Annotated in this window: 21 protein-coding genes; 10 read left to right on the top strand and 11 right to left on the bottom strand. The window is 53.5% G+C overall.

Translation table 11 applies throughout. The features are described from left to right. Window positions 1–76: 76 nt before the first annotated feature. Window positions 77–673, top strand: a complete 597-nt coding sequence (slmA, locus tag OGX86_RS14435; protein WP_003827257.1) for a nucleoid occlusion factor SlmA — start codon at window positions 77–79, stop codon at window positions 671–673. Window positions 674–740: 67 nt separating this feature from the next. Here slmA and pyrE read toward each other — a convergent pair whose 3' ends face one another. Both pyrE and rph read right to left on the bottom strand, forming a co-directional pair. Then, entirely contained in the window at window positions 741–1382 is a 642-nt protein-coding gene (gene pyrE / locus OGX86_RS14440; RefSeq protein ID WP_020996052.1) for an orotate phosphoribosyltransferase, read from the bottom strand. 65 nt (window positions 1383–1447) lie between these two features. Next, window positions 1448–2164, bottom strand: coding sequence for a ribonuclease PH (rph, locus tag OGX86_RS14445; protein ID WP_003024054.1), 717 nt, complete (start codon window positions 2162–2164; stop codon window positions 1448–1450). 125 nt (window positions 2165–2289) lie between these two features. Here rph and OGX86_RS14450 point away from each other — a divergent pair, with 125 nt between their 5' ends. After that, entirely contained in the window at window positions 2290–3153 is an 864-nt protein-coding gene (locus OGX86_RS14450; protein ID WP_003024052.1) for a YicC/YloC family endoribonuclease, read from the top strand. A gap of 257 nt (window positions 3154–3410) precedes the next feature. Then, window positions 3411–4028, top strand: coding sequence for a trimeric intracellular cation channel family protein (locus OGX86_RS14455; RefSeq protein WP_003024049.1), 618 nt, complete (start codon window positions 3411–3413; stop codon window positions 4026–4028). A gap of 12 nt (window positions 4029–4040) precedes the next feature. Here the strand turns inward: OGX86_RS14455 and ligB are convergent, their stop codons facing one another. Beyond that, window positions 4041–5720: an NAD-dependent DNA ligase LigB gene (ligB, locus tag OGX86_RS14460; RefSeq protein WP_286640229.1), complete on the bottom strand. Its 1680-nt coding sequence runs from the start codon at window positions 5718–5720 to the stop codon at window positions 4041–4043. 261 nt (window positions 5721–5981) lie between these two features. On the opposite strand from ligB, the gene gmk reads away from it, so the two are divergent. Genes gmk through recG form a run of 5 tightly spaced genes read left to right on the top strand, consistent with a single transcriptional unit; the run spans window position 5982 to window position 11849 of the window. Further along, entirely contained in the window at window positions 5982–6605 is a 624-nt protein-coding gene (gene gmk, locus OGX86_RS14465; RefSeq protein WP_003024042.1) for a guanylate kinase, read from the top strand. A 54-nt stretch (window positions 6606–6659) separates the two neighbouring features. Further along, on the top strand, window positions 6660–6935 hold the full coding sequence (rpoZ, locus tag OGX86_RS14470; RefSeq protein WP_000135058.1) for a DNA-directed RNA polymerase subunit omega: 276 nt from the start codon (window positions 6660–6662) through the stop codon (window positions 6933–6935). An 18-nt stretch (window positions 6936–6953) separates the two neighbouring features. Further along, on the top strand, window positions 6954–9068 hold the full coding sequence (spoT, locus tag OGX86_RS14475; RefSeq protein WP_003024038.1) for a bifunctional GTP diphosphokinase/guanosine-3',5'-bis pyrophosphate 3'-pyrophosphohydrolase: 2115 nt from the start codon (window positions 6954–6956) through the stop codon (window positions 9066–9068). A gap of 4 nt (window positions 9069–9072) precedes the next feature. After that, window positions 9073–9762, top strand: a complete 690-nt coding sequence (trmH, locus tag OGX86_RS14480) for a tRNA (guanosine(18)-2'-O)-methyltransferase TrmH (RefSeq protein ID WP_032945382.1) — start codon at window positions 9073–9075, stop codon at window positions 9760–9762. Between the two features lie 5 nt (window positions 9763–9767). Continuing rightward, window positions 9768–11849: an ATP-dependent DNA helicase RecG gene (recG, locus tag OGX86_RS14485; protein WP_133087150.1), complete on the top strand. Its 2082-nt coding sequence runs from the start codon at window positions 9768–9770 to the stop codon at window positions 11847–11849. A 42-nt stretch (window positions 11850–11891) separates the two neighbouring features. Here recG and gltS read toward each other — a convergent pair whose 3' ends face one another. Then, window positions 11892–13097: a sodium/glutamate symporter gene (gene gltS / locus OGX86_RS14490; RefSeq protein WP_003024029.1), complete on the bottom strand. Its 1206-nt coding sequence runs from the start codon at window positions 13095–13097 to the stop codon at window positions 11892–11894. 225 nt (window positions 13098–13322) lie between these two features. Between gltS and xanP the strand changes: the two genes are divergently transcribed. Beyond that, window positions 13323–14714 (top strand): xanthine/proton symporter XanP, encoded by a 1392-nt coding sequence (gene xanP, locus OGX86_RS14495; RefSeq protein ID WP_286640230.1) that lies wholly within the window; start codon window positions 13323–13325, stop codon window positions 14712–14714. Between the two features lie 121 nt (window positions 14715–14835). Then, the gene (locus tag OGX86_RS14500; RefSeq protein ID WP_286640231.1) at window positions 14836–16545 is read left to right on the top strand and encodes an AsmA family protein; all 1710 of its coding nucleotides are present in this window, start codon (window positions 14836–14838) and stop codon (window positions 16543–16545) included. Between the two features lie 42 nt (window positions 16546–16587). On the opposite strand, the gene OGX86_RS14505 is transcribed toward OGX86_RS14500, so the two are convergent. From OGX86_RS14505 to OGX86_RS14535, 7 genes are all read right to left on the bottom strand, one after another. After that, a complete protein-coding gene (locus tag OGX86_RS14505; protein ID WP_286640232.1) occupies window positions 16588–17265 on the bottom strand; it encodes a D-lyxose/D-mannose family sugar isomerase in 678 nt (225 codons plus the stop codon). Between the two features lie 49 nt (window positions 17266–17314). Then, entirely contained in the window at window positions 17315–18175 is an 861-nt protein-coding gene (locus OGX86_RS14510) for a ketose-bisphosphate aldolase (RefSeq protein WP_032945393.1), read from the bottom strand. Between the two features lie 80 nt (window positions 18176–18255). Continuing rightward, window positions 18256–19107: a class II fructose-bisphosphate aldolase gene (locus OGX86_RS14515; RefSeq protein ID WP_286640233.1), complete on the bottom strand. Its 852-nt coding sequence runs from the start codon at window positions 19105–19107 to the stop codon at window positions 18256–18258. 11 nt (window positions 19108–19118) lie between these two features. Then, the gene (locus OGX86_RS14520; protein ID WP_003827232.1) at window positions 19119–20210 is read right to left on the bottom strand and encodes a PTS fructose transporter subunit IIC; all 1092 of its coding nucleotides are present in this window, start codon (window positions 20208–20210) and stop codon (window positions 19119–19121) included. Window positions 20211–20236: 26 nt separating this feature from the next. Next, window positions 20237–20557 (bottom strand): PTS fructose transporter subunit IIB, encoded by a 321-nt coding sequence (locus OGX86_RS14525; protein ID WP_003827230.1) that lies wholly within the window; start codon window positions 20555–20557, stop codon window positions 20237–20239. Between the two features lie 19 nt (window positions 20558–20576). Beyond that, entirely contained in the window at window positions 20577–21047 is a 471-nt protein-coding gene (locus tag OGX86_RS14530) for a PTS sugar transporter subunit IIA (RefSeq protein WP_008786490.1), read from the bottom strand. A gap of 26 nt (window positions 21048–21073) precedes the next feature. After that, window positions 21074–22627, bottom strand: coding sequence for a BglG family transcription antiterminator (locus OGX86_RS14535; protein WP_286640234.1), 1554 nt, complete (start codon window positions 22625–22627; stop codon window positions 21074–21076). Window positions 22628–22905 lie beyond the last annotated feature (278 nt).

The raw sequence follows: 22905 nt of genomic DNA on the forward strand, positions 1-22905 counted from the left end.
CACCGCAAACAACAGTTTGCGGTCGCTGTGTGGATGCCTGCCTGGCAAGAGCTTATTTTCAGGGGTATTTTGTAACATGGTAGAAAAGCAAACTGCGAAAAGGAATCGTCGCGAAGAAATACTTCAGTCTCTGGCACTGATGCTTGAGTCCAGCGATGGTAGCCAACGCATCACCACAGCAAAGCTGGCAGCCTCAGTTGGCGTATCCGAAGCGGCATTGTATCGCCATTTCCCCAGCAAGACCCGTATGTTCGATAGCCTGATTGAGTTTATCGAAGATAGTCTGATTACGCGTATCAATCTGATTTTGAAAGATGAAAAAGACACCAACGCGCGTCTGCGTCTGATCGTTCTGCTGATTTTAGGGTTTGGTGAGCGTAATCCAGGCCTGACACGAATTCTGACCGGACACGCGTTGATGTTCGAGCAAGACCGTCTGCAAGGTCGCATTAACCAACTTTTTGAGCGCATTGAAGCGCAGTTGCGCCAGGTTCTGCGAGAAAAAAGAATGCGTGAAGGTGAAGGCTACACCGTGGATGAAACGCTGCTGGCCAGCCAGTTACTGGCTTTCTGCGAAGGTATGCTGTCCCGGTTTGTACGTAGCGAATTTAAATACCGCCCAACGGATGATTTTGACACCCGCTGGCCGTTGGTTGCAGCTCAATTGCAGTAGCGATTTTGTCTTGTCCGGCCTACGGGGGTTACGTAGGCCGGACAAGCGCAGCGCCATCCGGCAGTTCTTAAACGCCGTACGCTTCGCGATAGGCCCGTACTGCCACCAGATGCTCCGCCATCTCTGGCTTCTCTTCCAGATACGCAATCAGATCTTTCAGGGTAATGATAGAAATCACCTTGCAGCCATAATCGCGTTCCACTTCCTGAATCGCGGAAATCTCGCCGCGACCGCGTTCCTGACGATCGAGAGAAATCAGTACCCCCGCCAGAGTGGCGCCATTCGCCTGAATAATCTCCATCGACTCACGAATAGCCGTACCTGCGGTGATAACATCATCTACCAGCATGACACGCCCCTCAAGTGCGCTACCTACCAGATTACCGCCTTCGCCATGGGTCTTCGCCTCTTTGCGGTTAAAGCAGTACGGCATATCTTTATCGTGATGTTCCGCAAGTGCTACAGCCGTAGTAGTCGCAATCGGAATACCTTTGTAGGCAGGGCCAAACAGCAAATCGAACTCAATACCGGAATCCACCAGCGCTTCGGCATAAAAACGGCCTAACAGTGCCAGGTCGCGCCCGGTATTAAACAGCCCGGCGTTGAAGAAATAGGGGCTTTTGCGCCCGGATTTCAGCGTAAATTCGCCAAACTTTAGTACCTGCTTGCTAAGCGCAAACTCAATAAACTGGCGCTGATACGGTTTCATGGATTCGCTCCTCATCTCACTTTATTACAGACAAAAAAAAGGCGACTCATCAGTCGCCTTTAAAATCAATTTTCTAACGCCGCCTTCTGCGTCGCTACAATGGATTCGATTCCCCCTCGGGCCAATGCCAGTAGGGTGAGAAGTTCTTCATGGCTGAACGGTTCGCCTTCCGCCGTACCCTGAACCTCTATAATGCGACCGTCCTCAGTCATCACTACGTTCATGTCGGTTTCAGCAGCAGAGTCTTCAACGTACTCAAGGTCACAGAGTGCTTCACCGTTCACAATGCCCACGGAAACCGCGGCAACCATCCCTTTCATCGGGTTAGTTTTCAGCTTACCGCTCGCCACCAGCTTGTTCAGCGCATCCGCCAACGCAACGCATGCGCCAGTAATCGATGCAGTACGCGTACCGCCATCTGCCTGAATAACATCACAGTCCAGCGTAATAGTGAATTCACCGAGCGTCTTCAGGTCAACGGCGGCGCGCAGCGCACGAGCGATCAGGCGCTGGATTTCCATGGTACGGCCGCCCTGCTTACCTTTCGCCGCTTCACGGGCGTTACGGGTGTGCGTAGCGCGTGGCAGCATGCCATATTCTGCGGTGATCCAGCCCTGGCCCTGACCTTTCAGAAAACGCGGTACGCCTTCATCAATAGAGGCGGTACACAGCACTTTGGTATCACCAAATTCGACCAGCACGGAGCCTTCAGCGTGTTTTGTATAATTACGGGTCAGGGTGACGGGACGCACCTGATTGGCACTACGACCTGCTGGACGCATGATAAAATCTCCGGCTTGAAACGAATGTGGCTGCGCATTATACGGACTTCCGACTGTTATTCCTATCCTGACAAGACGCGGATGGCTATAATCCTCCCATCTCATCTTTAAAAACAGGAACGTCTATGATCCGCAGCATGACCGCCTACGCCCGGCGTGAAATCAAGGGTGAATGGGGTAGCGCCACCTGGGAAATGCGCTCGGTAAACCAGCGTTATCTGGAAACCTATTTTCGCCTGCCGGAGCAGTTCCGTAGTCTCGAACCCGTTGTTCGCGAACGTATTCGCACGCGTCTGACGCGCGGTAAAGTCGAATGTACCCTGCGTTTTGAGCCTGATGCCAGCGCGCAAGGCGAGCTGATTCTGAATGAAAAACTCGCTAAACAGCTCGTTAGCGCTGCTAACTGGGTCAAAATGCAGAGCGATGAAGGTGAAATCAACCCGGTTGATATCCTGCGCTGGCCAGGCGTAATGGCTGCCCAGGAGCAGGATCTGGACGCCATTGCCGCCGAAATCCTCGCCGCGCTTGACGGTACGCTGGATGACTTCATCGTTGCGCGTGAAACCGAAGGTCAGGCGCTGAAAGCGCTGATCGAGCAGCGTCTGGAAGGCGTCAGTGCTGAAGTCACAAAAGTGCGTGCTCATATGCCGGAAATCCTGCAATGGCAGCGCGAGCGTCTGGTAGCCAAACTGGAAGACGCCCAGGTGCAGTTGGAGAATAACCGCCTTGAGCAAGAACTGGTGCTGATGGCGCAGCGTATCGATGTGGCAGAAGAATTAGATCGTCTGGAAGCCCACGTCAAAGAAACCTACAACATTCTGAAGAAAAAAGAGGCGGTTGGCCGTCGTCTGGACTTCATGATGCAGGAATTCAACCGTGAGTCGAACACTCTGGCATCGAAGTCTATTAATGCTGAGGTGACTAACTCCGCAATTGAACTGAAAGTCTTGATCGAGCAAATGCGCGAGCAGATTCAGAACATCGAGTAAGCCATTACTCAACGTAGCCCGCCAGTAAACGGCGGGACTACGTATTTTTCCCGGCGTTTCGCTTCCGCTCCTTTACTTCGAATTACATTTTCTCATCGTTTATTATCATCAACCACATTTTAAACAGCATGCCATAACGCATTTCTGACATACTCACATTAGCTGTAGTTATTAAAATCGTTTCACCTTAGAAAATCTCAATCGTGACAATGCGCACAAATCGATAACCTTAGCCCCCAGCAAATCAGGGGGAATACATGCTGTTACACGTTTTATATTTAATTGGTATTACTGCCGAAGCCATGACCGGTGCGCTTGCTGCTGGGCGTCGTCGTATGGATACATTTGGCGTCATCATCATTGCCACCGCGACGGCCATTGGCGGCGGATCGGTACGCGATATTCTTCTCGGCCACTATCCTCTTGGCTGGGTAAAGCACCCTGAATACGTCATTATCGTGGCGACCGCTGCGGTACTCACCACCATTATTGCTCCCGTCATGCCCTATCTGCGCAAAATATTCCTCGTACTGGATGCGCTGGGCCTTGTGGTCTTTTCTATTATCGGTGCTCAGGTGGCACTGGATATGGGTCACGGGCCGATTATCGCCGTGGTCGCTGCGGTCACGACCGGCGTCTTCGGTGGCGTGTTACGCGACATGTTCTGCAAACGCATTCCGTTAGTGTTCCAGAAAGAGCTGTATGCTGGGGTTTCTTTTGCCGCTGCCGTGCTTTACATCGTGCTGCAACATTATGTCTCCAGTCACGATGTAGTGGTTATCTCTACCCTGCTCTTCGGCTTTACCGCCCGACTGCTGGCGCTGCGCCTAAAGTTAGGGCTACCGGTATTTTACTATCGCCATGAAGGCCATTAAGGCATAAGGCCATTAAGGCATAAAGCCCGCGATCCGCTGAGCAGCCAGCCAGTTGCTCAGCGCTATGACCTCCCTGGTCTCCAGCCACTGAATGATCTGTCGTGCCCGGAGTTCCCCCATTAAAGGGAGCTGCCGCCAGCTTTGCTCATCACAGTCCTGCAATTGTTGCCACGAAGCATCCCGACTGGCATTCAGGGTTGCCTGTGTTAACGGTATTCCCATGGCAATAACCCAACGTGTGAACGGAAGATGGCGCGACAGGTTGAACTGATGCCACATCTTCTCCCCTTTGCTTACGCCTAATGTGGACTGGAGCTGCTCCTGAGTTAATCCGAGCCAGGAAAAGATATGTTCAAAGTGATACGCCTGATGAAGGTCACGCCATCCTGCCTCGCCGATACCCTCCAGCCCCAGCACTTCTTTACCGCCCAGCCAGACCAGTCTGGCAACAAACTGTTCCTGGCACTCCGCTGTAGCATAAAAACAGGTTAGTGAATTGAAGCGCCCCTCGGGGGGTATTGGCTTAGTACGCTGAGTGCTGCGCCAGACCACCTCGTCTATACGGGGTATCCCTTGTCCGGCCAGGCTCACCAGAATCTGATCGCCAGGCGCGATATCCCATTCATTCCAGCGTCGGACGGAGCCAATATTGACGCGCTGTACGCGTTTATCATCCAGCATGACGGGAGTCAGCAATGCAACCACCGCAATTTTCCCGCTTTTACCAACGGAGAACTGAATACCCGTTACCTCAGATACCCTCGTCACGGGAGGATATTTCCACGCAGCCAGCCAGTCCCCCTGTCCGGGTAGCCAATACTGTGCCCGTGGTTCTTTTGCCGTTCGCACCACGACACCATCCGTCACAAAAGGTAATGCTGAACTCCACCATCTGGCGCGCGACTTTTCGACGTCATCCGCATTCTTCACGGCCTGAGTATAGCGTTGCGTGTAACTGAACCCGGCAGCCGTGAGCTGCTCCAGTCTTTCAGGCATGACCGCCGGACCATCAGGCCAGGCCCAGATAAAAATTGCCAGCGAGCGTAACATTTCCGGATTGCCCTGGCGCATCATTAATCCAGCAACCTTCGAGCGGGCGTTCATTCCCCCTCTCTGCTTCTGAATATGCCCCTCTTGCTGCAAAAATATCTCACCCTGCAACGTACTGTTAGCGAGTTTCCCCTTGGTGGAATGTGGTACGGAAGGGATCTGCAGAACCTTTTGCGTCCAGTCTTCGCCTTTCAGGCCATTACCACGGCTAATCGCCCGTACCAGATTGCCATTGCGATAGACTAACGTCACCGCCACGCCATCCACCTTCGGTTGCACCCAGAGATCGCTGCGAGCGAGCATCCATTGCTGTAGCGCTTGCTTATCAGCAAGTTTTCGAACGCCCGTGTGGGGAACTGGATGCGAGACGGTGCCACTTATTGGGGGCACAGACAGATCTGGTGGGACTTCATCGCCAAAACAGCGCTGCCATTGAATTAGTTGCGCATTGAGCTGGTCATAAACGCCGTCGTCTACGGCACTTTCCCCTTGTTTCCAGTAACTGTCATTCCACTGTGTAATCTGCTGCTGTAGTCGTGAAATTTCCTCGTTTGCCCTGGCAGGCGACCAGACGGGGCATACCGCCCACGCAGGTAAATGCCACACCAGTAAAACCAGCCCTATGCATTTCCATAATCCCATGCTATCTCCGCTGAACGATACGTTTCCCTGCAGGTATAGCGCGAAGTGAAATAGAAACAGAGCGGCAAAAATTCATCCTGCGAACAGCTTTCCGGACATTTGCATGTATTGCTGCAAATCACCGATAAAACAGGAAACTGGTACGCAAAACGCAATAAACATGCGCAAAAAGTGTGACAAGGGCTACGTCACATAGCGGCTACGTGTATAATAAGCCCGTATGTAGGCTCTCTTTCGACAATCACATACATTAAGATACTCATGGCTCAAGGCACGCTTTATATTGTTTCTGCCCCCAGTGGCGCGGGTAAATCCAGCCTGATTCAGGCTTTATTAAAGACCCAACCGTTGTATGACACCCAGGTTTCTGTTTCGCACACCACGCGCGCACCGCGCCCGGGGGAAGTGCACGGTGAACACTATTTCTTTGTGAACCATGACGAATTCAGAACCATGATTGGCAGAGACGCGTTCCTGGAACACGCGGAGGTTTTCGGTAATTACTACGGCACCTCGCGTGAAACCATTGAGCAAGTATTAGCATCCGGCGTAGACGTCTTTTTAGATATCGACTGGCAAGGTGCGCAGCAAATTCGTGAAAAAATGCCGCATGCGCGCAGTATTTTTATTTTGCCACCGTCTAAGATTGAGCTGGACCGCCGCCTGCGTGGCCGCGGTCAGGATAGCGAAGACGTGATCGCGAAACGTATGGCGCAAGCTGTTGCAGAAATGAGCCATTACGCCGAATATGATTATCTTATTGTGAACGATGATTTCGATACCGCCCTGGGCGATTTGAAAACCATCATTCGCGCCGAACGTCTGCGCATGAGCCGCCAAAAGCAGCGTCATGACGCTTTAATCAGCAAACTGTTGGCAGACTGAACCCACATTCAGTATCATGCCCAGTCATTTCTTCACCTGTGGAGCATTTTAAGTATGGCACGCGTAACTGTTCAGGACGCTGTAGAGAAAATTGGTAACCGTTTTGACCTGGTACTGGTCGCCGCGCGTCGCGCTCGTCAGATGCAGGTAGGCGGAAAGGATCCGCTCGTACCGGAAGAAAACGATAAAACTACCGTTATCGCGCTGCGCGAAATCGAAGAAGGTCTGATCAACAACCAGATCCTCGACGTGCGTGAGCGCCAGGAACAGCAAGAGCAGGAAGCCGCTGAATTACAAGCCGTTACCGCTATTGCTGAAGGTCGTCGTTAATCACAAAGCGGGTCGCCCTTGTATCTGTTTGAAAGCCTGAATCAACTGATTCAAAACTACCTGCCGGAAGACCAGATTAAGCGTCTTCGGCAGGCGTATCTCGTTGCACGTGACGCTCACGAGGGCCAGACACGTTCAAGCGGTGAACCCTATATCACGCACCCGGTAGCGGTAGCCTGCATTCTGGCCGAGATGAAACTCGACTACGAAACGCTGATGGCTGCGCTGCTGCATGACGTGATTGAAGATACCCCAGCCACCTATCAGGACATGGAACAGCTTTTTGGTAAAAGCGTTGCAGAGCTGGTAGAAGGGGTATCGAAGCTTGATAAGCTTAAGTTTCGCGATAAGAAAGAGGCGCAAGCTGAAAACTTTCGCAAGATGATTATGGCGATGGTGCAGGATATCCGCGTCATTCTCATCAAACTTGCCGACCGCACCCACAACATGCGCACGCTGGGTTCATTACGCCCGGACAAGCGTCGCCGCATCGCCCGTGAAACTCTCGAAATCTATAGTCCGCTGGCACACCGTTTAGGTATTCATCACATTAAAACCGAGCTGGAAGAGCTGGGTTTTGAAGCGCTGTACCCAAACCGCTATCGCGTGATTAAAGAAGTGGTTAAAGCCGCTCGCGGCAACCGCAAAGAGATGATCCAAAAAATCCTCTCTGAAATCGAAGGGCGTTTGCAGGAGGCAGGTATTCCGTGTCGCGTAAGCGGGCGTGAGAAGCACCTGTACTCTATTTACTGCAAAATGGTGCTCAAAGAGCAGCGTTTTCACTCCATCATGGATATCTACGCATTTCGCGTCATCGTTCATGATTCCGATACCTGCTATCGCGTACTCGGCCAGATGCACAGCCTGTACAAACCACGCCCTGGTCGCGTGAAAGACTATATCGCCATTCCGAAAGCGAACGGATATCAGTCTTTGCACACCTCAATGATCGGCCCTCATGGCGTCCCGGTTGAAGTACAGATTCGTACTGAAGACATGGACCAGATGGCAGAAATGGGTGTCGCAGCGCACTGGGCTTACAAAGAGCACGGCGGCGAAAGCAGCACCACTGCGCAAATCCGCGCTCAGCGCTGGATGCAAAGCTTGCTGGAACTGCAGCAGAGCGCCGGTAGCTCGTTTGAATTTATTGAAAGCGTCAAATCTGATCTCTTCCCGGATGAGATTTATGTTTTCACACCGGAAGGGCGAATTGTCGAACTGCCCGCCGGTGCAACGCCTGTCGACTTCGCCTACGCCGTGCATACCGATATCGGTCACGCCTGCGTCGGCGCGCGCGTCGACAGACAGCCTTACCCGCTTTCACAACCGCTCTTTAGCGGCCAGACCGTTGAGATTATCACCGCGCCGGGCGCACGTCCGAATGCCGCGTGGCTAAACTTCGTCGTCAGTTCGAAAGCGCGCGCCAAGATTCGCCAACTGTTGAAAAACCTCAAGCGCGATGATTCCGTCAGTCTGGGTCGTCGACTGCTCAACCATGCCCTGGGCGGTAGCCGTAAACTGGCTGAGATCCCGCCAGAGAGCATCCAGCGTGAGCTTGAGCGTATGAAGCTCGCCACGCTTGACGATCTGCTCGCAGAAATCGGTCTGGGTAACGCCATGAGCGTGGTGGTAGCGAAAAACCTCCAGCAGGGCGAAGCAACAGCGAACGTACCAGCACAATCTGGCCATGGTCATCTGCCGATCAAAGGCGCTGACGGCGTGCTGATCACCTTCGCGAAATGCTGTCGTCCAATTCCAGGCGATCCAATCATTGCCCACGTCAGTCCGGGTAAAGGTCTGGTGATCCACCATGAGTCCTGCCGTAATATTCGTGGCTACCAGAAAGAGCCAGAGAAGTTTATGGCGGTGGAATGGGATAAAGAGACGGAGCAGGAATTCATCACCGAGATTAAGGTGGATATGTTTAACCACCAGGGTGCTCTGGCGAACCTGACGGCGGCAATCAACACGACCACTTCCAATATTCAAAGTCTGAATACGGAAGAGAAAGATGGCCGCGTTTATAGCGCCTTTATTCGCCTGACCGCTCGCGATCGTGTGCACCTGGCGAATATCATGCGCAAAATCCGCGTCATGCCGGACGTGATAAAAGTCACCCGTAACCGAAACTAGTCTTATGAATGAACAGCGCTATGCACGTATCCGCGAGATGCTCGCACGTCGTCAGCCCGATCTGACCGTCTGCATGGAGCAGGTTCACAAACCTCATAACGTTTCTGCGATTATTCGTACTGCAGATGCGGTCGGCGTGCATGAAGTCCACGCCGTCTGGCCGGGTAGCCGTATGCGCACCATGGCCTCTTCTGCCGCAGGCAGCAACAGTTGGGTGCAGGTGAAAACTCACCTTACCATTGGCGATGCGGTCACACATTTAAAAAGCCGGGGCATGCAGGTCCTGGCAACCCATCTGTCAGATAAAGCCGTGGATTTTCGCGAGATTGATTACACGCGCCCCACCTGCATCCTGATGGGCCAGGAGAAAACCGGCATCACTCAGGAAGCATTGGATCTGGCTGATCAGGACATCATCATTCCCATGACTGGCATGGTGCAGTCACTGAACGTTTCTGTCGCCTCCGCGCTGATTCTGTACGAAGCACAGCGCCAGCGGCAAAACGCGGGGATGTACCGACGAGAAAACAGCATGCTGCCACAAGAAGAGCAGCAGCGCTTACTGTTTGAAGGCGGTTATCCGGTGCTGGCGAATGTCGCTAAGCGCAAAGGTCTTCCCTACCCTCACGTAAACACGCAGGGCGAAATTGAAGCCGATGCAACGTGGTGGGCCACTATGCAATCTGCGAGATAAACGCGATGAAAGGCCGTTTACTGGATGCCATCCCACTCAACTCTCTGACCGGCGTTGGCGCAGCGCAAAGCAGTAAACTGGCTAAAATTGGCCTGCACACCGTGCAGGACCTCCTGCTCCACCTCCCTTTGCGTTACGAAGACCGTACCCATCTGTACCCAATTGGCGAACTGCTGCCGGGTGTCTATGCCACCGTTGAAGGCGAAGTGCTGAACTGCAATATCACCTTCGGCGGCCGCCGGATGATGACCTGTCAAATCAGCGATGGCTCGGGGATTCTCACCATGCGCTTTTTCAACTTCAGCGCAGCGATGAAAAACAGCCTTGCTACCGGGCGTAGGGTACTGGCCTACGGCGAAGCCAAACGCGGGAAATACGGCGCAGAGATGATTCACCCGGAATACCGCGTACAAGGCGATCTCAGCACGCCAGAATTGCAGGAAACACTCACACCAGTATATCCAACCACCGAAGGTGTGAAGCAGGCCACGCTGCGCAAGCTGACCGATCAGGCACTGGATCTGCTCGATACCTGCGCCATTGCCGAACTGCTGCCGCCAGAGCTGTTACAGGGCATGATGAGCCTACCCGAAGCACTGCGCACATTGCACCGCCCCCCACCTTCGCTGCAACTCAGCGATCTGGAAACCGGCCAGCATCCGGCGCAGCGACGTCTGATTCTCGAAGAACTGCTGGCGCATAATCTCAGCATGCTGGCACTACGTGCCGGGGCACAGCGTTTTCACGCCCAGCCGTTAAGTGCTAACAACGCGCTAAAAGATAAGCTGCTGGCAGCATTGCCGTTCAAACCTACTGGCGCACAGGCCCGTGTTACCGCTGAGATTGAACGCGATATGGCACTGGATGTGCCGATGATGCGCCTGGTACAGGGTGATGTCGGCTCCGGTAAAACGCTGGTTGCCGCGCTGGCCGCGCTGCGGGCTATCGCACATGGTAAGCAGGTTGCGCTAATGGCTCCTACCGAACTATTGGCTGAACAGCATGCGAATAACTTCCGCAACTGGTTCGCGCCACTGGGCGTTGAAGTGGGCTGGCTGGCGGGCAAGCAGAAAGGTAAAGCGCGTCTGGCGCAACAGGAAGCTATCGCCAGCGGTCAGGTGCAGATGATTGTCGGCACGCACGCGATTTTCCAGGAACAGGTGCAGTTCAACGGGCTGGCGCTGGTTATCATCGACGAACAGCACCGCTTCGGCGTACATCAGCGTCTGGCGCTGTGGGAGAAAGGTCAGCAGCAGGGTTTCCACCCACACCAGCTAATCATGACCGCCACGCCGATTCCACGTACCCTGGCGATGACGGCCTATGCTGACCTCGACACGTCGGTCATTGACGAACTCCCTCCGGGGCGTACGCCGGTCACTACGGTCGCCATTCCGGATACCCGCCGCAGCGATATTATTGATCGCGTGCGCAACGCCTGTACCCACGAAGGACGTCAAGCATACTGGGTCTGTACGCTGATTGAAGAGTCTGACTTGTTGGAAGCTCAGGCGGCAGAAGCGACGTGGGAAGAGCTTAAACTGGCGCTGCCAGAACTCAATATTGGCCTGGTACACGGGCGCATGAAGCCCGCCGAGAAGCAGTCGGTAATGGCGGCCTTTAAGCAGGGTGAACTGCATCTGCTGGTTGCCACCACGGTGATTGAAGTGGGCGTGGACGTGCCAAACGCCAGTCTGATGATTATTGAAAACCCGGAACGCTTAGGTCTGGCCCAGTTGCACCAGTTGCGTGGTCGCGTAGGCCGTGGCGCGGTGGCTTCCCACTGCGTTCTGCTCTACAAATCACCGCTGTCTAAAACCGCGCAGAAACGCCTGCAGGTTCTGCGAGACAGCAATGACGGGTTCGTAATTGCGCAAAAAGATTTAGAGATTCGCGGCCCCGGCGAGCTGTTAGGTACTCGCCAGACCGGAACAGCAGAATTCAAGGTCGCAGATTTACTGCGCGATCAGGCGATTATCCCGGAAGTTCAGCGCATTGCCCGCCATATTCACGAACGTTATCCGCAACAGGCCGTGGCACTGATAGAGCGCTGGATGCCGGAAACCGAACGCTACTCCAACGCGTAGTTAATTCATAGCGGCGGCGGACGTTACCCCGCCGCACAGCCGTTATTGCGCAAAAATCGGTAACAGCAGATACAGCTTAATCACCAGCGCGTTGACGATATCGATAAAGAACGCCCCCACCATCGGCACCACCAGAAACGCCATATGGGATGGTCCAAAACGTTCGGTAATCGCCTGCATGTTGGCAATCGCCGTCGGCGTCGCGCCGAGACCAAAACCACAGTGTCCGGCTGCCAGCACGGCGGCATCGTAGTTCTTACCCATCATGCGCCAGGTGACGAATATCGCGTACAGCGCCATGAAAATGGTCTGCACGACCAGAATTGCCAGCATCGGCAGAGCCAGAGAAGCCAGCTCCCACAGCTTCAGGCTCATCAGCGCCATCGCCAGGAAAAGCGACAGACTGACATTACCCAGCACCGAAACCGCGCGCTCAAATACCCGATAAAAGCCCAGTAGCGCCAGGCCGTTACTGAGGATCACCCCAACAAAAAGCACGCAAACGAAGGTCGGCAGTTCCAGCACCGTTCCCACCAGCATTTGCGCAACGATTTTACCCACCGTCAGACAGATAGCGATCAGCGCGATGGTTTCAATCAGCACCAACGAGGTGATCATGCGCCCGACGTCCGGCTTTTCAAACGCGGTCGGCACGGCCTGATCGTCAGGCATGCCGTCAGGCGTGGTGGAGTGTTTGACCAGATAGCGCGCCACCGGACCGCCAATCAATCCGCCCAGAACCAGGCCAAACGTTGCGCAAGCCATCGCCACTTCAGTTGCATTGGTGAAGCCATAACGTTCAATAAACAGCTTGCTCCATGCGGCCCCGGTTCCGTGTCCGCCAGAGAGGGTTATTGAACCAGCAATCAGCCCCATCAGCGGATCCAGGCCCAGCAGGGTCGCCATACCAATACCGATGGCGTTTTGCATCAGCAGCAGGCCAACAACCACAATCAGAAAGATTCCCACCACACGGCCACCGGCACGCAGACTGGCGATATTGGCGTTCAGGCCAATGGTGGCGAAGAAGGCCAGCATCAGTGGGTCGCGCAGGGTCATGTCGAAGTTCACTTCCCAACCCATACTTTTTTTTAGTACCAGCAGCGCAATCGCTACCAGCAATCCGCCCGCTACAGGTTCGGGAATGGTGTATTTTTTCAGGAAGGAAACAGACTGGACGAGCTTACGTCCCAGCAGCAACACAAGGGTTGCCGCAACCAGCGTTGATAACGTATCGAGATAAAACATTTACAGCTCCATTAGTGCGTTTAGCACAATCACGCACGATGCATTCCAGACCGTTTTTTAGCTCTTATTGAGTTTTCGGAGTGGATTTTAAGCAGAAAATGATGAAAAGTTATATAAAAATGTTTGTTTATCCGTTTTAAATATTAAGAATACCTGCTAGCAAACGTTTGCTTTTCTGCCCTGGTCAGATAAAATCACCGCTTTTCCACCATGGGATTGCCTCTGATGTCCGTTAACGCCGTAGAGTCAACAAATGCGCAACCGGTTGCGCAGACTCACAACAGTGAACTGATTTACCGTCTTGAAGATCGCCCCCCGTTAGCCCAGACCCTGTTTGCCGCCTGTCAGCATCTGCTGGCCATGTTCGTCGCGGTGATCACCCCTGCTCTGTTAATTTGCCAGGCGCTTGGTTTACCGGCTCAGGATACTCAACACATTATCAGTATGTCGCTGTTCGCCTCCGGCGTGGCTTCTATCATTCAGATCAAAGCCTGGGGGCCGGTCGGCTCAGGGCTGCTATCCATTCAGGGCACCAGCTTTAACTTTGTTGCGCCACTGATTATGGGCGGTACGGCGCTAAAAACCGGTGGCGCAGATGTCCCAACCATGATGGCGGCGCTGTTCGGTACGCTGATGCTGGCAAGCTGCACCGAGATGGTTATCTCGCGTGTCCTGCACCTGGCGCGTCGTATTATTACTCCGCTGGTCTCAGGGGTGGTGGTGATGATTATCGGCCTGTCGCTGATTCAGGTAGGTCTGACATCGATTGGCGGTGGCTATGCCGCAATGAGCGACAACACCTTTGGCGCGCCGAAGAATTTACTGTTGGCAGGCGTGGTGCTGGCGCTAATCATCCTGCTTAACCGTCAACGCAACCCTTACCTGCGCGTTGCGTCATTGGTGATTGCGATGGCGGCAGGCTATCTGCTGGCCTGGTTTATGAACATGCTGCCGCAAAATACCGCACCGGTAAGCCAGGACCTGCTGATGGTGCCAACGCCGCTGTATTATGGCCTGGGCATCGACTGGAGTTTACTGCTGCCGCTGATGCTGGTCTTTATGATTACTTCACTGGAAACCATCGGCGATATTACGGCTACCTCCGATGTCTCCGAGCAGCCGGTTTCTGGTCCGCTGTATATGAAGCGCCTGAAAGGCGGTGTGCTGGCGAACGGTCTGAACTCGTTTGTTTCCGCCGTGTTCAACACCTTCCCGAACTCCTGTTTTGGCCAGAACAATGGGGTTATTCAGTTAACAGGCGTTGCCAGCCGCTACGTTGGTTTTGTGGTGGCACTGATGTTGATCGCGCTGGGCCTGTTCCCGGCAGTCAGCGGTTTTGTACAGCATATTCCTGAGCCGGTACTGGGCGGCGCAACACTGGTGATGTTCGGTACTATCGCAGCATCCGGTGTGCGTATCGTGTCCCGCGAGCCGTTGAACCGCCGCGCGATTCTGATTATCGCGCTGTCGCTGGCCGTTGGTCTGGGTGTTTCCCAGCAGCCGCTGATTCTCCAGTTCGCCCCGGATTGGGTGAAAAACCTGCTCTCTTCCGGTATCGCCGCTGGCGGTATTACCGCAATCGTTCTGAATCTGGTATTCCCGCCAGAAAAGCAATAAGCAAAATGCGGCGTTGGTTCTGAATCAACGCCGCTGTAACGCTCTTTCACCATTCCCGCCTTGAGCATTGCGCCTAAATCGTGCATAACTTGACTATGTGCACTTCGCGGGATGGAAGACCATGAAATTTATTGGAAAGCTGCTTCTTTACGTGCTGATCGCCCTTGCAGTGGCGATCCTCGGCCTTTATTTTCTACTGCAAACCCGCTGGGGCGCAGAGCATGTCAGCACCTGGGTCTCGGAGAACAGCAGCTACCATCTGGCGTTTGATACCATCGATCACCGGTTTTCTTCCCCTTCCCATATTCTGCTGGAAAACGTCACCTTTGGCCGGGATGGGCAGCCCGCAACGCTGGTCGCTAAAACGGTTGATATTGGGCTGAGTAGCCGCCAAATCACCGATCCGCTGCACGTAGACACCATTTTGTTGCAAAACGGCACGCTGAATCTTTCCCAGCAAACCGCGCCGCTGCCGTTCCAGGCCGATCGCCTGCAATTGCAGGATATGGCGCTTAACAGCCCCGGCAGCGAGTGGAACCTCAGTGCCCAGCGCGTTAACGGCGGCGTCATTCCATGGAGCCCTGAGGCAGGTAAAATTCTCGGGAGCAAAGCGCAAATTCAGCTCAGCGCCAGTTCGTTGACGCTCAACGATGTTCCAACTACCAACGTCTTGATTGAAGGCAGCATCGACCATGACCGGGTGACGCTAAGCAATATTGGCGCTGACGTGGCGCGTGGGGCATTAACCGGCGTAGCGCAACGCAATGCAGACGGAAGTTGGGTTGTGGAGAATCTGCGCCTGAACGATATCCGGCTGCAAAGCGACAAATCGCTGGCCGACTTTTTTTCCCCGTTAAGCACTATTCCTTCCCTGCAAATTGGTCGTCTGGAAGTGACGGATGCCCGTCTGCAAGGCCCCGACTGGGCGGTGACGGATCTCGATCTGAGCTTGCGCAACATGACCTTCAGTAAGGACGACTGGCAAACTCAGGAAGGAAAATTGTCGATGAACGCCAGCGAGTTTATTTACGGCTCTCTGCACTTCTTCGATCCGATTCTGAACGCCGAGTTCTCACCGCAGGGCATTGCGCTGCGCCAGTTCACCACCCGCTGGGAAGGCGGTATGGTCAGAACATCCGGAAACTGGATGCGCAGCAACAAAGCGCTGGTCCTTGACGATGCCGCTATTGCTGGTCTGGAATACACGCTGCCGGAAAACTGGAAACAGCTGTGGATGAAACCCTTGCCAGCCTGGCTAAACAGCCTGACGCTGAAGAAATTCAGCGCCAGCCGTAATCTGGTGATTGATATCGATCCGGACTTCCCGTGGCAACTCACCGCGCTGGACGGTTACGGCGCCAACCTCGGGCTGGTACAGAACAATCAGTGGGGGGTTTGGAGCGGAAGCGCCACCCTCAACGCCGCTGCAGCCACCTTTAACCGCACCGACGTGCGTCGTCCTTCGCTGGCGCTGACCGCGAACAGCAGCACCATCAATATCAGCGAACTGAGCGCCTATACGGAAAAAGGGCTACTGGAGTCCACCGCCAGCATTTCGCAGTTGCCTCAGCGCCAGACTCAGGTCAGCCTGAACGGGCGCGGCGTGCCAATGACGATTCTGCAACATTGGGGATGGCCCGCGCTGCCGCTTTCCGGAGATGGCAACATCCAGCTTACTGCCAGCGGCAATATTCAGGCCGATGCGCCTCTCAAGCCAACGGTCAACGGTCAGTTACATGCGGTGAACGTGGAGAAACAGCAGGTAACGCAAACTATGCAGGCGGGCGTGGTTTCGGGGAGTGAAGTCACTGCACCACCACCTGCACAATGATTTATTGCCCGGTGACGCTTCGCTTACCGGGCCTACTCACGCTCATAAACGAATATATTCACTGCACAGCAGCCACTTCACCGGCTCGTCTTCTTCAATCACCGGGAAGCGACCGCCAGGTTCCAGAAAGTGATTGTCATGCTGGTCGTCATTGACCATCGAGATTTCCCAGCCCAGCACGAACGCCTTCTCCGCCCAAAAGCGATGATACAAGCGCGGTGGCAGGCACACTCCTTGTCCCGGTTTCAATACCAGCGTCTCGCCAGCGTTAACTGTACGCCGCTGACCATCCACGCTAACCTCAACAACGCGTCGGACGTCATACTCATCATCAGGCGTGACCCACGCCAGCTGCATACATAAATCACCGCCGCCGCGATTAACGATATCTTCCATTTTATGGCGATGAAAATGCCATGGCGTTTGCTGATCCTGCTGAATTTGCAGCATCTTTTCGGCATACGGTTTGGGGTAATCCGCTGACCCCATCAGACCATTGCGCAACGTTAGTAACGTCAGCCCCGTTTGCGCAAAATCTCCGTGCCCGAAGTCGGTAATATCCCAGCCCAACTGGAGATCACGCACTTCACGCCACAGAGTTTGATCCTGTTGCCGCCAGGCATCGACCGTAAAATACGCGAAATCAGGCAGACAGACCCGAAAAGTCTCAGCGATGGCATGCGCTTTATCGACGGCATAATTAATGTGTGAACGCTTCATTGCACTTTTCCTTGTTGCGAAAGAGGCGGGTCGCCCCGCCTGCATGCCGTTAGTAAAGTGATGCTTTGCCGGTTGAACCGAACAGTTTCATTTTGTGGCGGATCACGTCCCGCGCGGCGCTAATGGCTTCCGGGTAGATTACGTTCGGGTCCCACCAGGTTTCTTTCGCCAGGATTTCGCGGACTTTCTGGAAGTAGGCGTATTTCATATCGCTGGAAATGTTGATTTTGCCAACGCCCAGCGTCACGGATTCGGCAATTTCCGCATCCGGGTTCGCGGAACCACCGTGCAGCACCAGCGGAATATCCACACGCCCGGCGATGTCGCGCAGGATGTTCATTTGCAGCTCAGGCTGCATCCCTTTCGGGTAGATCCCGTGCGCGGTTCCAATCGCCACCGCCAGCGTGTCTGCACCGGTTCGGGTGATAAAATCCTCTGCCTGAGCAGGATCGGTATAAGTAACCTTCGACACGCCGCCTTCCACTGACGTCCCGGTCTGGCCAATCGTTCCCAACTCCCCTTCCACCGAAACACCTACCGCATGCGCCAGTTTGACAACTTCGCGGGTCAGCGCCACGTTCTCTTCATATGGCAGCAGCGAGCCATCAATCATCACCGAGGTAAACCCACACTGAATCGCCCGCAGGACATGCTCAACCGAAGCGCCGTGGTCCAGATGCAGAGTAAAGGGAACCGGGCTACGCAGGGTGATATCACGGACGTAGCTAAAAAACGCATCGCCGACAAAATCATGTTCGCTGGGGTGAATGGAGATAATCGCCGGGGTATTGGTCGCCTCCGCTTCTTCCACTACTGCGCGTACAAAGCAGCTGTCCGCCACGTTGAATGCGCCGATGGCAAAACCGTGCTGACGGGTAGGTTGCAGTAATTCTTTCATCGAAACTAACATGTTAATTCTCCAGTTTCAGGGTGTAGAAAGCCCTGCCAGTGCGTCATCGCAGAGGCATAAAAGGCGTTACAGAAAATGAATCAGGCTTTGCCGATAGCGCCGCTGGCCTGCAGGTACGGAATAATGGCTTCCTCGCAGGCCTGTTCCATCAGGGCCAGGGCATCAACGAGTTCACCGGATGTGTCGCGACACAGGGTATGCAGTAGCGCAGCCTTTCCGGCTTCGAAAACCGCCGCACCAACGTTTATCTTGGCGACACCAAACATCGGGCAGCGCTGTAGCTGGTCAAACGGCGTCCCGCTGCCACCATGAAGCGCCAGCGGCACCGTTGATAACCGGGCTATTTCCTCCAGCCGCTGGAAATTAATAGCAGGAGTGATACCCGGCGCGTACATGCCGTGTGCCGTACCCACCGACACCGCCAGCAAATCGATCCCGGTCTGTTGGATGAAGGGTTCCACGTCGGCGGCCTGGGTCATCAAATCAGCGTTAGCGGCGTGGTCATAGCACGGAGCATCGGTCAAATGACCCAGCTCGCCTTCCACGCACAGAGAAAAGCTGGCTGCAAGCTCAACCACCGCCCGGGTCTGGCGGATGTTCTCCTCCAGCGCAAAGGCGGAGGCGTCGATCATTAAGCCGCTGAATCCGGCGCGAAAAGCCTGGCGAATGCGTACAGGATCCTTTCCATGATCCAGCGCCAGCGCGACCGGTACCGAGGCTTCCTCTGCCAGCGTTTTGACCACCGCCGCCGCTATCGGGGCTGGAAAATGCTCCAGATGCCCCTGATACAAATTCAGAATGATGGGCGCACGGTGTTCCTCCGCCACTCGCACCGCTGCGCGGGCGCTTTCCAGGTTCATACAGTTGATGGCCAGCAGCGCGTACTGCTCGCGCCAGGCTTTGGTCACCATGCTTTTCATATCGGCAAACATACGGCCTCCGGTTATTCCAGGGTGAAGGTGATTTCTTCGTCTTTCAGCTTTTGATCGCTGAGTTCGTCAAACTCTTCATCACGCTCGGTTACCGGTTTCTTCCACAGCGACAGCATGACGCCGCAAATCACCGTACCGATCCCCAGCGCCAGGCAAAACAGCAGCGGATGCGTAAAGAGCGGAACCACAAACATGCCGCCGTGCGGTACCGGGCTTTCGACACCCCACACCATAATCAGGCCACCCGCAATCGCCGAGGCCACCACGCAGGAGCCCACTACGCGCAGCAGGTCGCGCGCCGCAATCGGAATAACCCCTTCGGTAATCATGCAGATCCCCATCGGGAATGCGGCCTTCAGCGCCTCACGTTCCGCACGGGTGTACTTGTGACGCGTCAGCAGGAAAGAGAGCGTAATGCCAAATGGAGGGATCATCGAACCAACAAACTTCACCGCTTCCGGACCGTACACGCCGCTGACCAGCATGCCGTCAGCAAACAGCGACATGGTTTTATTCACTGGCCCACCGAAGTCGAATGTCGCCATCGCACCGAGGATAGCGCCCATCAGAAAGCGGGATCCGCCCTGCATGGACTCCAGCAGATGAATCAACGCGTCCTGCAGCCAGGCAATCGGCTTGCCAATCAGCGTCATCATCAACAGGCCGCCGATAACGGTACTCAGTACCGGCAGCACCATGATGGGCATCAACCCCTGCATCGACTGCGGCAAACGGATATAGCGCTTGAGCAGCAGGACGGTATAACCGACCAGAAATCCGCCCAGCATACCGCCGATAAAACCGGTATGAATTTCTCCGCAGACGAAGCCGACAATCAGGCCCGGCGCGAATCCCGGACGGTCAGCAATTGAGTACGCAATCGCCGCACTAATCAGCGGTACGATTAACCCCATCCCCCAGCCGCCAATCTGGTTGAGCATCCAGGGAATGGTTCCTGTTTTTTCACCGACGTTAGTGCCGCCAAGTATTTGCCCGAGAGCAATACAGATCCCGGCGGCGACAATTAACGGGATCATCCACGAAATTCCCGTTAATAAATGTTTTTTTATTTCCTGAGATAGCGGAATTTTATTTTCACTCATGTGAAACCCCTCCAGAATGAGGATCGCTACTGGTTATTATTAACTAATGATTTTTCGACCTTTTCAAGAAACTGAATGGGCGATTTTATGACGATTTCAGTTTTTACTCGAACAATGCGTTTGTTTGAAAATCGCTCCTCCCCTTTTATTTTTACATCGACAGCAAGAATTACGACATCAGCCGCAGAAATATCCTCTGTCAGCAGTTCGTTTTCTGTGCCAATGGTGCCCTGGGTTTCAACCTTTATATTATGACCAAGCGCTTTGGCACCTTTAATTAACTTCTCACGGGCAATATAGGTGTGCGCAATACCCGCCGTACAGGCGGCAACACAAACAATATTCATAACATGCTCCACATTTTATTTAGCAGACATTGGATTCAGCATATTGGCTAAAAAGCTCAATAATTTTTTGTGGACTACTTTCAACTAATAGTTGTTCAATAATGTCGTCATCTGCCAACGCGCCAGCAACCTGCGAAAGCAGACGAATATGGGTGGTGTTTTGATCTTCAAGACGTACGGCAAACAGAATAATGCACCGTACATTGCTGCCGTCCAGGGTTTCCCAGGGAATATCCTGGCGGGTACGCCCTATCGCCAGCGTGGTATTGACCACCGCCGAGGATTTCCCGTGCGGGATCGCAATATGGTTTTCGAAGCCGGTCGAGCCTTCTGACTCACGTTGCCAGACATCCTGAATAAACGTTTCGCGACAGCTAATTGCTCCATCTTTTTGCAGAATATCCGTCAGTTCCTCAATAGCCTCCGTTTTGCTTGTAGCCTTCATGTCCAAAATAACGCGATTTGTATTGAGTATTTTCGTGATGTCCATCAATCATACCTCATGGAGTTCAGACATTAATTTTCAACGACCAGCGACGTCGCCCGATGTAATTTTTCCGTAATAACCGTTTCTGTTACCCGCTTAATATCCGCATCATTGAAGAAGGCAGTGACATACACGACCGGCATGGCAACCGCGGGTAAATTAATCGTCGATACCACCAGTTCAATATCGTCCGTCAGTACAGAGGGCAGGCTGCCTGCCGACACCACGCCGACGATAGTCCAGTCCGGAAAGGCGCGCAGAATACGGCTTTTGAGTAAGTGAGAAGTGCCGATACCCGTTGAACAGACCAGTAGTACGCGTTTACGCGCTATCTGACGCTCCATTGCGGCCTGAAAATGCACGGTTAAATATCCCACCTCATCTTCCGACACGGCCCGCTCGCCCCAACCGCTAAACACCCGATTCACCGCACACTGGGTCAGACGCCACACGTCCTGCAACTCGCCTTTGATATCCTCCAGAAGCGGATTACGAATGCGGATCTGGTAGTTCAGTCGGTTAATCAGCGGCTTAATGTGGATCAGCAATCCGTCATACAGCGCCGTGTCCTGGCTAAGATCGCTGTCGACCATCTCGGCGAAGGTGGCAATCAACCGATGGGTAATCAAACGCGCTTCGTCGCTGGAGTGCATATGGCCAATCACACTCACGTCATTATGCTCTTCAATCACCACACCCGAGGAGATAATGTATTGATATATAAACCAGACTTCGTCTTCCGGCAGCGGGTGGGAAATGCGTTTTTCGATATGCTGAATCATGCGACTGGCAATGGAAAATATGTTCTCATCACAGGTAGAGATGCTCTCTTCTTTTCTCGGAAGCGCATTGCCCCGCGTGATGCGGTACATCATGATCAGAATATGGGTAAAGATATTGACGTAATAAGGCTCGCCGAGCGACCAGCACAGGTCGTTCTCCATTTCCTGCAATAACGTCTGGACAAATAAAACGTCTTCTTCGCCAAAGTAATGCACTAACGCTTTATAACTGCCCGGATCCAGGCGTGAATAAATCACGCTGCCGGGTTCATTATGGTTAATCACGCCGTTAATCAACGATGCCATCGCCTGGCGCACACCGCTCTCGCTACCTTCAATGTGCGTGCCGCTCTGACTACGAATCAACGACAGGCCCAACGGGGTAATCCAGGATTCAATTACTTTCAGATCGTTAACAATCGATGCGCTACTAATGAAATAACGTTCGGATAATTTACTGATCGACGTTTCATGCGGCGTTTCGCTTAATAACTGTGAAGCTATCTTGACTCGCCGTGAATTATTCATCATGCCGTCAGCATCATCACCCTCCGATCCTAATAACTGGTCCATATATAAAAGGTCGGTAATATTATCGGCACTTAATATCACCCCAGCACCAGCACGTTTATCGATAGTTATTTTCCATTCTGATAACCATGGTTCCAGTAAGCGCAGATCGCGCTGCACAGTTTTCTCTGAAACAGATAAATACTCGGCAATTTTCAGCAGCGTGACATATTCCTTCTTAGATAGAAGAAATTTTAATAATCTGTTTTGTCGCGAGGTAATCATTTGCATTATTTACCCTTATTACATACCAGATTAAATATCTATACCCGTCATACTTCAAGCTGCATGTGCGTTGGTTTTTCTCGCTCACCCCAGTCACGTACTTATGTACGTTCAGGGGATTCGCTGCGTCGCCGCCTTCCTGCAACTCGAATTATTTAGGTTATAAAGAAGCATTGATGCTCCACGTGTAATCCGTGATGATAAATATAAGAGGACTACGATGCGCCAACAATACTAAATCGTGTCCTGTATTCCGGACAGAAATAAGACAAAAACGAGAAATA

It is taken from the genome of Citrobacter sp. Cpo040 (assembly GCF_030332915.1).
GTDB classification, from domain to species: Bacteria; Pseudomonadota; Gammaproteobacteria; order Enterobacterales; family Enterobacteriaceae; genus Citrobacter; species Citrobacter portucalensis.

What these genes read in the sequence shown, in the direction of transcription:
- OGX86_RS14505 (WP_286640232.1), bottom strand. Translation starts at nt 17,265, where the DNA reads ATGAAGCGTTCACACATTAATTATGCCGTCGATAAAGCGCATGCCATC.
- OGX86_RS14520 (WP_003827232.1), bottom strand. Translation starts at nt 20,210, where the DNA reads ATGAGTGAAAATAAAATTCCGCTATCTCAGGAAATAAAAAAACATTTA.
- gmk (WP_003024042.1), top strand. Translation starts at nt 5,982, where the DNA reads ATGGCTCAAGGCACGCTTTATATTGTTTCTGCCCCCAGTGGCGCGGGT.
- OGX86_RS14530 (WP_008786490.1), bottom strand. Translation starts at nt 21,047, where the DNA reads ATGGACATCACGAAAATACTCAATACAAATCGCGTTATTTTGGACATG.
- xanP (WP_286640230.1), top strand. Translation starts at nt 13,323, where the DNA reads ATGTCCGTTAACGCCGTAGAGTCAACAAATGCGCAACCGGTTGCGCAG.
- gltS (WP_003024029.1), bottom strand. Translation starts at nt 13,097, where the DNA reads ATGTTTTATCTCGATACGTTATCAACGCTGGTTGCGGCAACCCTTGTG.
- rph (WP_003024054.1), bottom strand. Translation starts at nt 2,164, where the DNA reads ATGCGTCCAGCAGGTCGTAGTGCCAATCAGGTGCGTCCCGTCACCCTG.
- slmA (WP_003827257.1), top strand. Translation starts at nt 77, where the DNA reads ATGGTAGAAAAGCAAACTGCGAAAAGGAATCGTCGCGAAGAAATACTT.
- pyrE (WP_020996052.1), bottom strand. Translation starts at nt 1,382, where the DNA reads ATGAAACCGTATCAGCGCCAGTTTATTGAGTTTGCGCTTAGCAAGCAG.
- rpoZ (WP_000135058.1), top strand. Translation starts at nt 6,660, where the DNA reads ATGGCACGCGTAACTGTTCAGGACGCTGTAGAGAAAATTGGTAACCGT.
- OGX86_RS14525 (WP_003827230.1), bottom strand. Translation starts at nt 20,557, where the DNA reads ATGAATATTGTTTGTGTTGCCGCCTGTACGGCGGGTATTGCGCACACC.
- ligB (WP_286640229.1), bottom strand. Translation starts at nt 5,720, where the DNA reads ATGGGATTATGGAAATGCATAGGGCTGGTTTTACTGGTGTGGCATTTA.
- OGX86_RS14450 (WP_003024052.1), top strand. Translation starts at nt 2,290, where the DNA reads ATGATCCGCAGCATGACCGCCTACGCCCGGCGTGAAATCAAGGGTGAA.
- OGX86_RS14455 (WP_003024049.1), top strand. Translation starts at nt 3,411, where the DNA reads ATGCTGTTACACGTTTTATATTTAATTGGTATTACTGCCGAAGCCATG.
- OGX86_RS14515 (WP_286640233.1), bottom strand. Translation starts at nt 19,107, where the DNA reads ATGTTTGCCGATATGAAAAGCATGGTGACCAAAGCCTGGCGCGAGCAG.
- OGX86_RS14535 (WP_286640234.1), bottom strand. Translation starts at nt 22,627, where the DNA reads ATGCAAATGATTACCTCGCGACAAAACAGATTATTAAAATTTCTTCTA.
- trmH (WP_032945382.1), top strand. Translation starts at nt 9,073, where the DNA reads ATGAATGAACAGCGCTATGCACGTATCCGCGAGATGCTCGCACGTCGT.
- OGX86_RS14510 (WP_032945393.1), bottom strand. Translation starts at nt 18,175, where the DNA reads ATGTTAGTTTCGATGAAAGAATTACTGCAACCTACCCGTCAGCACGGT.
- OGX86_RS14500 (WP_286640231.1), top strand. Translation starts at nt 14,836, where the DNA reads ATGAAATTTATTGGAAAGCTGCTTCTTTACGTGCTGATCGCCCTTGCA.
- recG (WP_133087150.1), top strand. Translation starts at nt 9,768, where the DNA reads ATGAAAGGCCGTTTACTGGATGCCATCCCACTCAACTCTCTGACCGGC.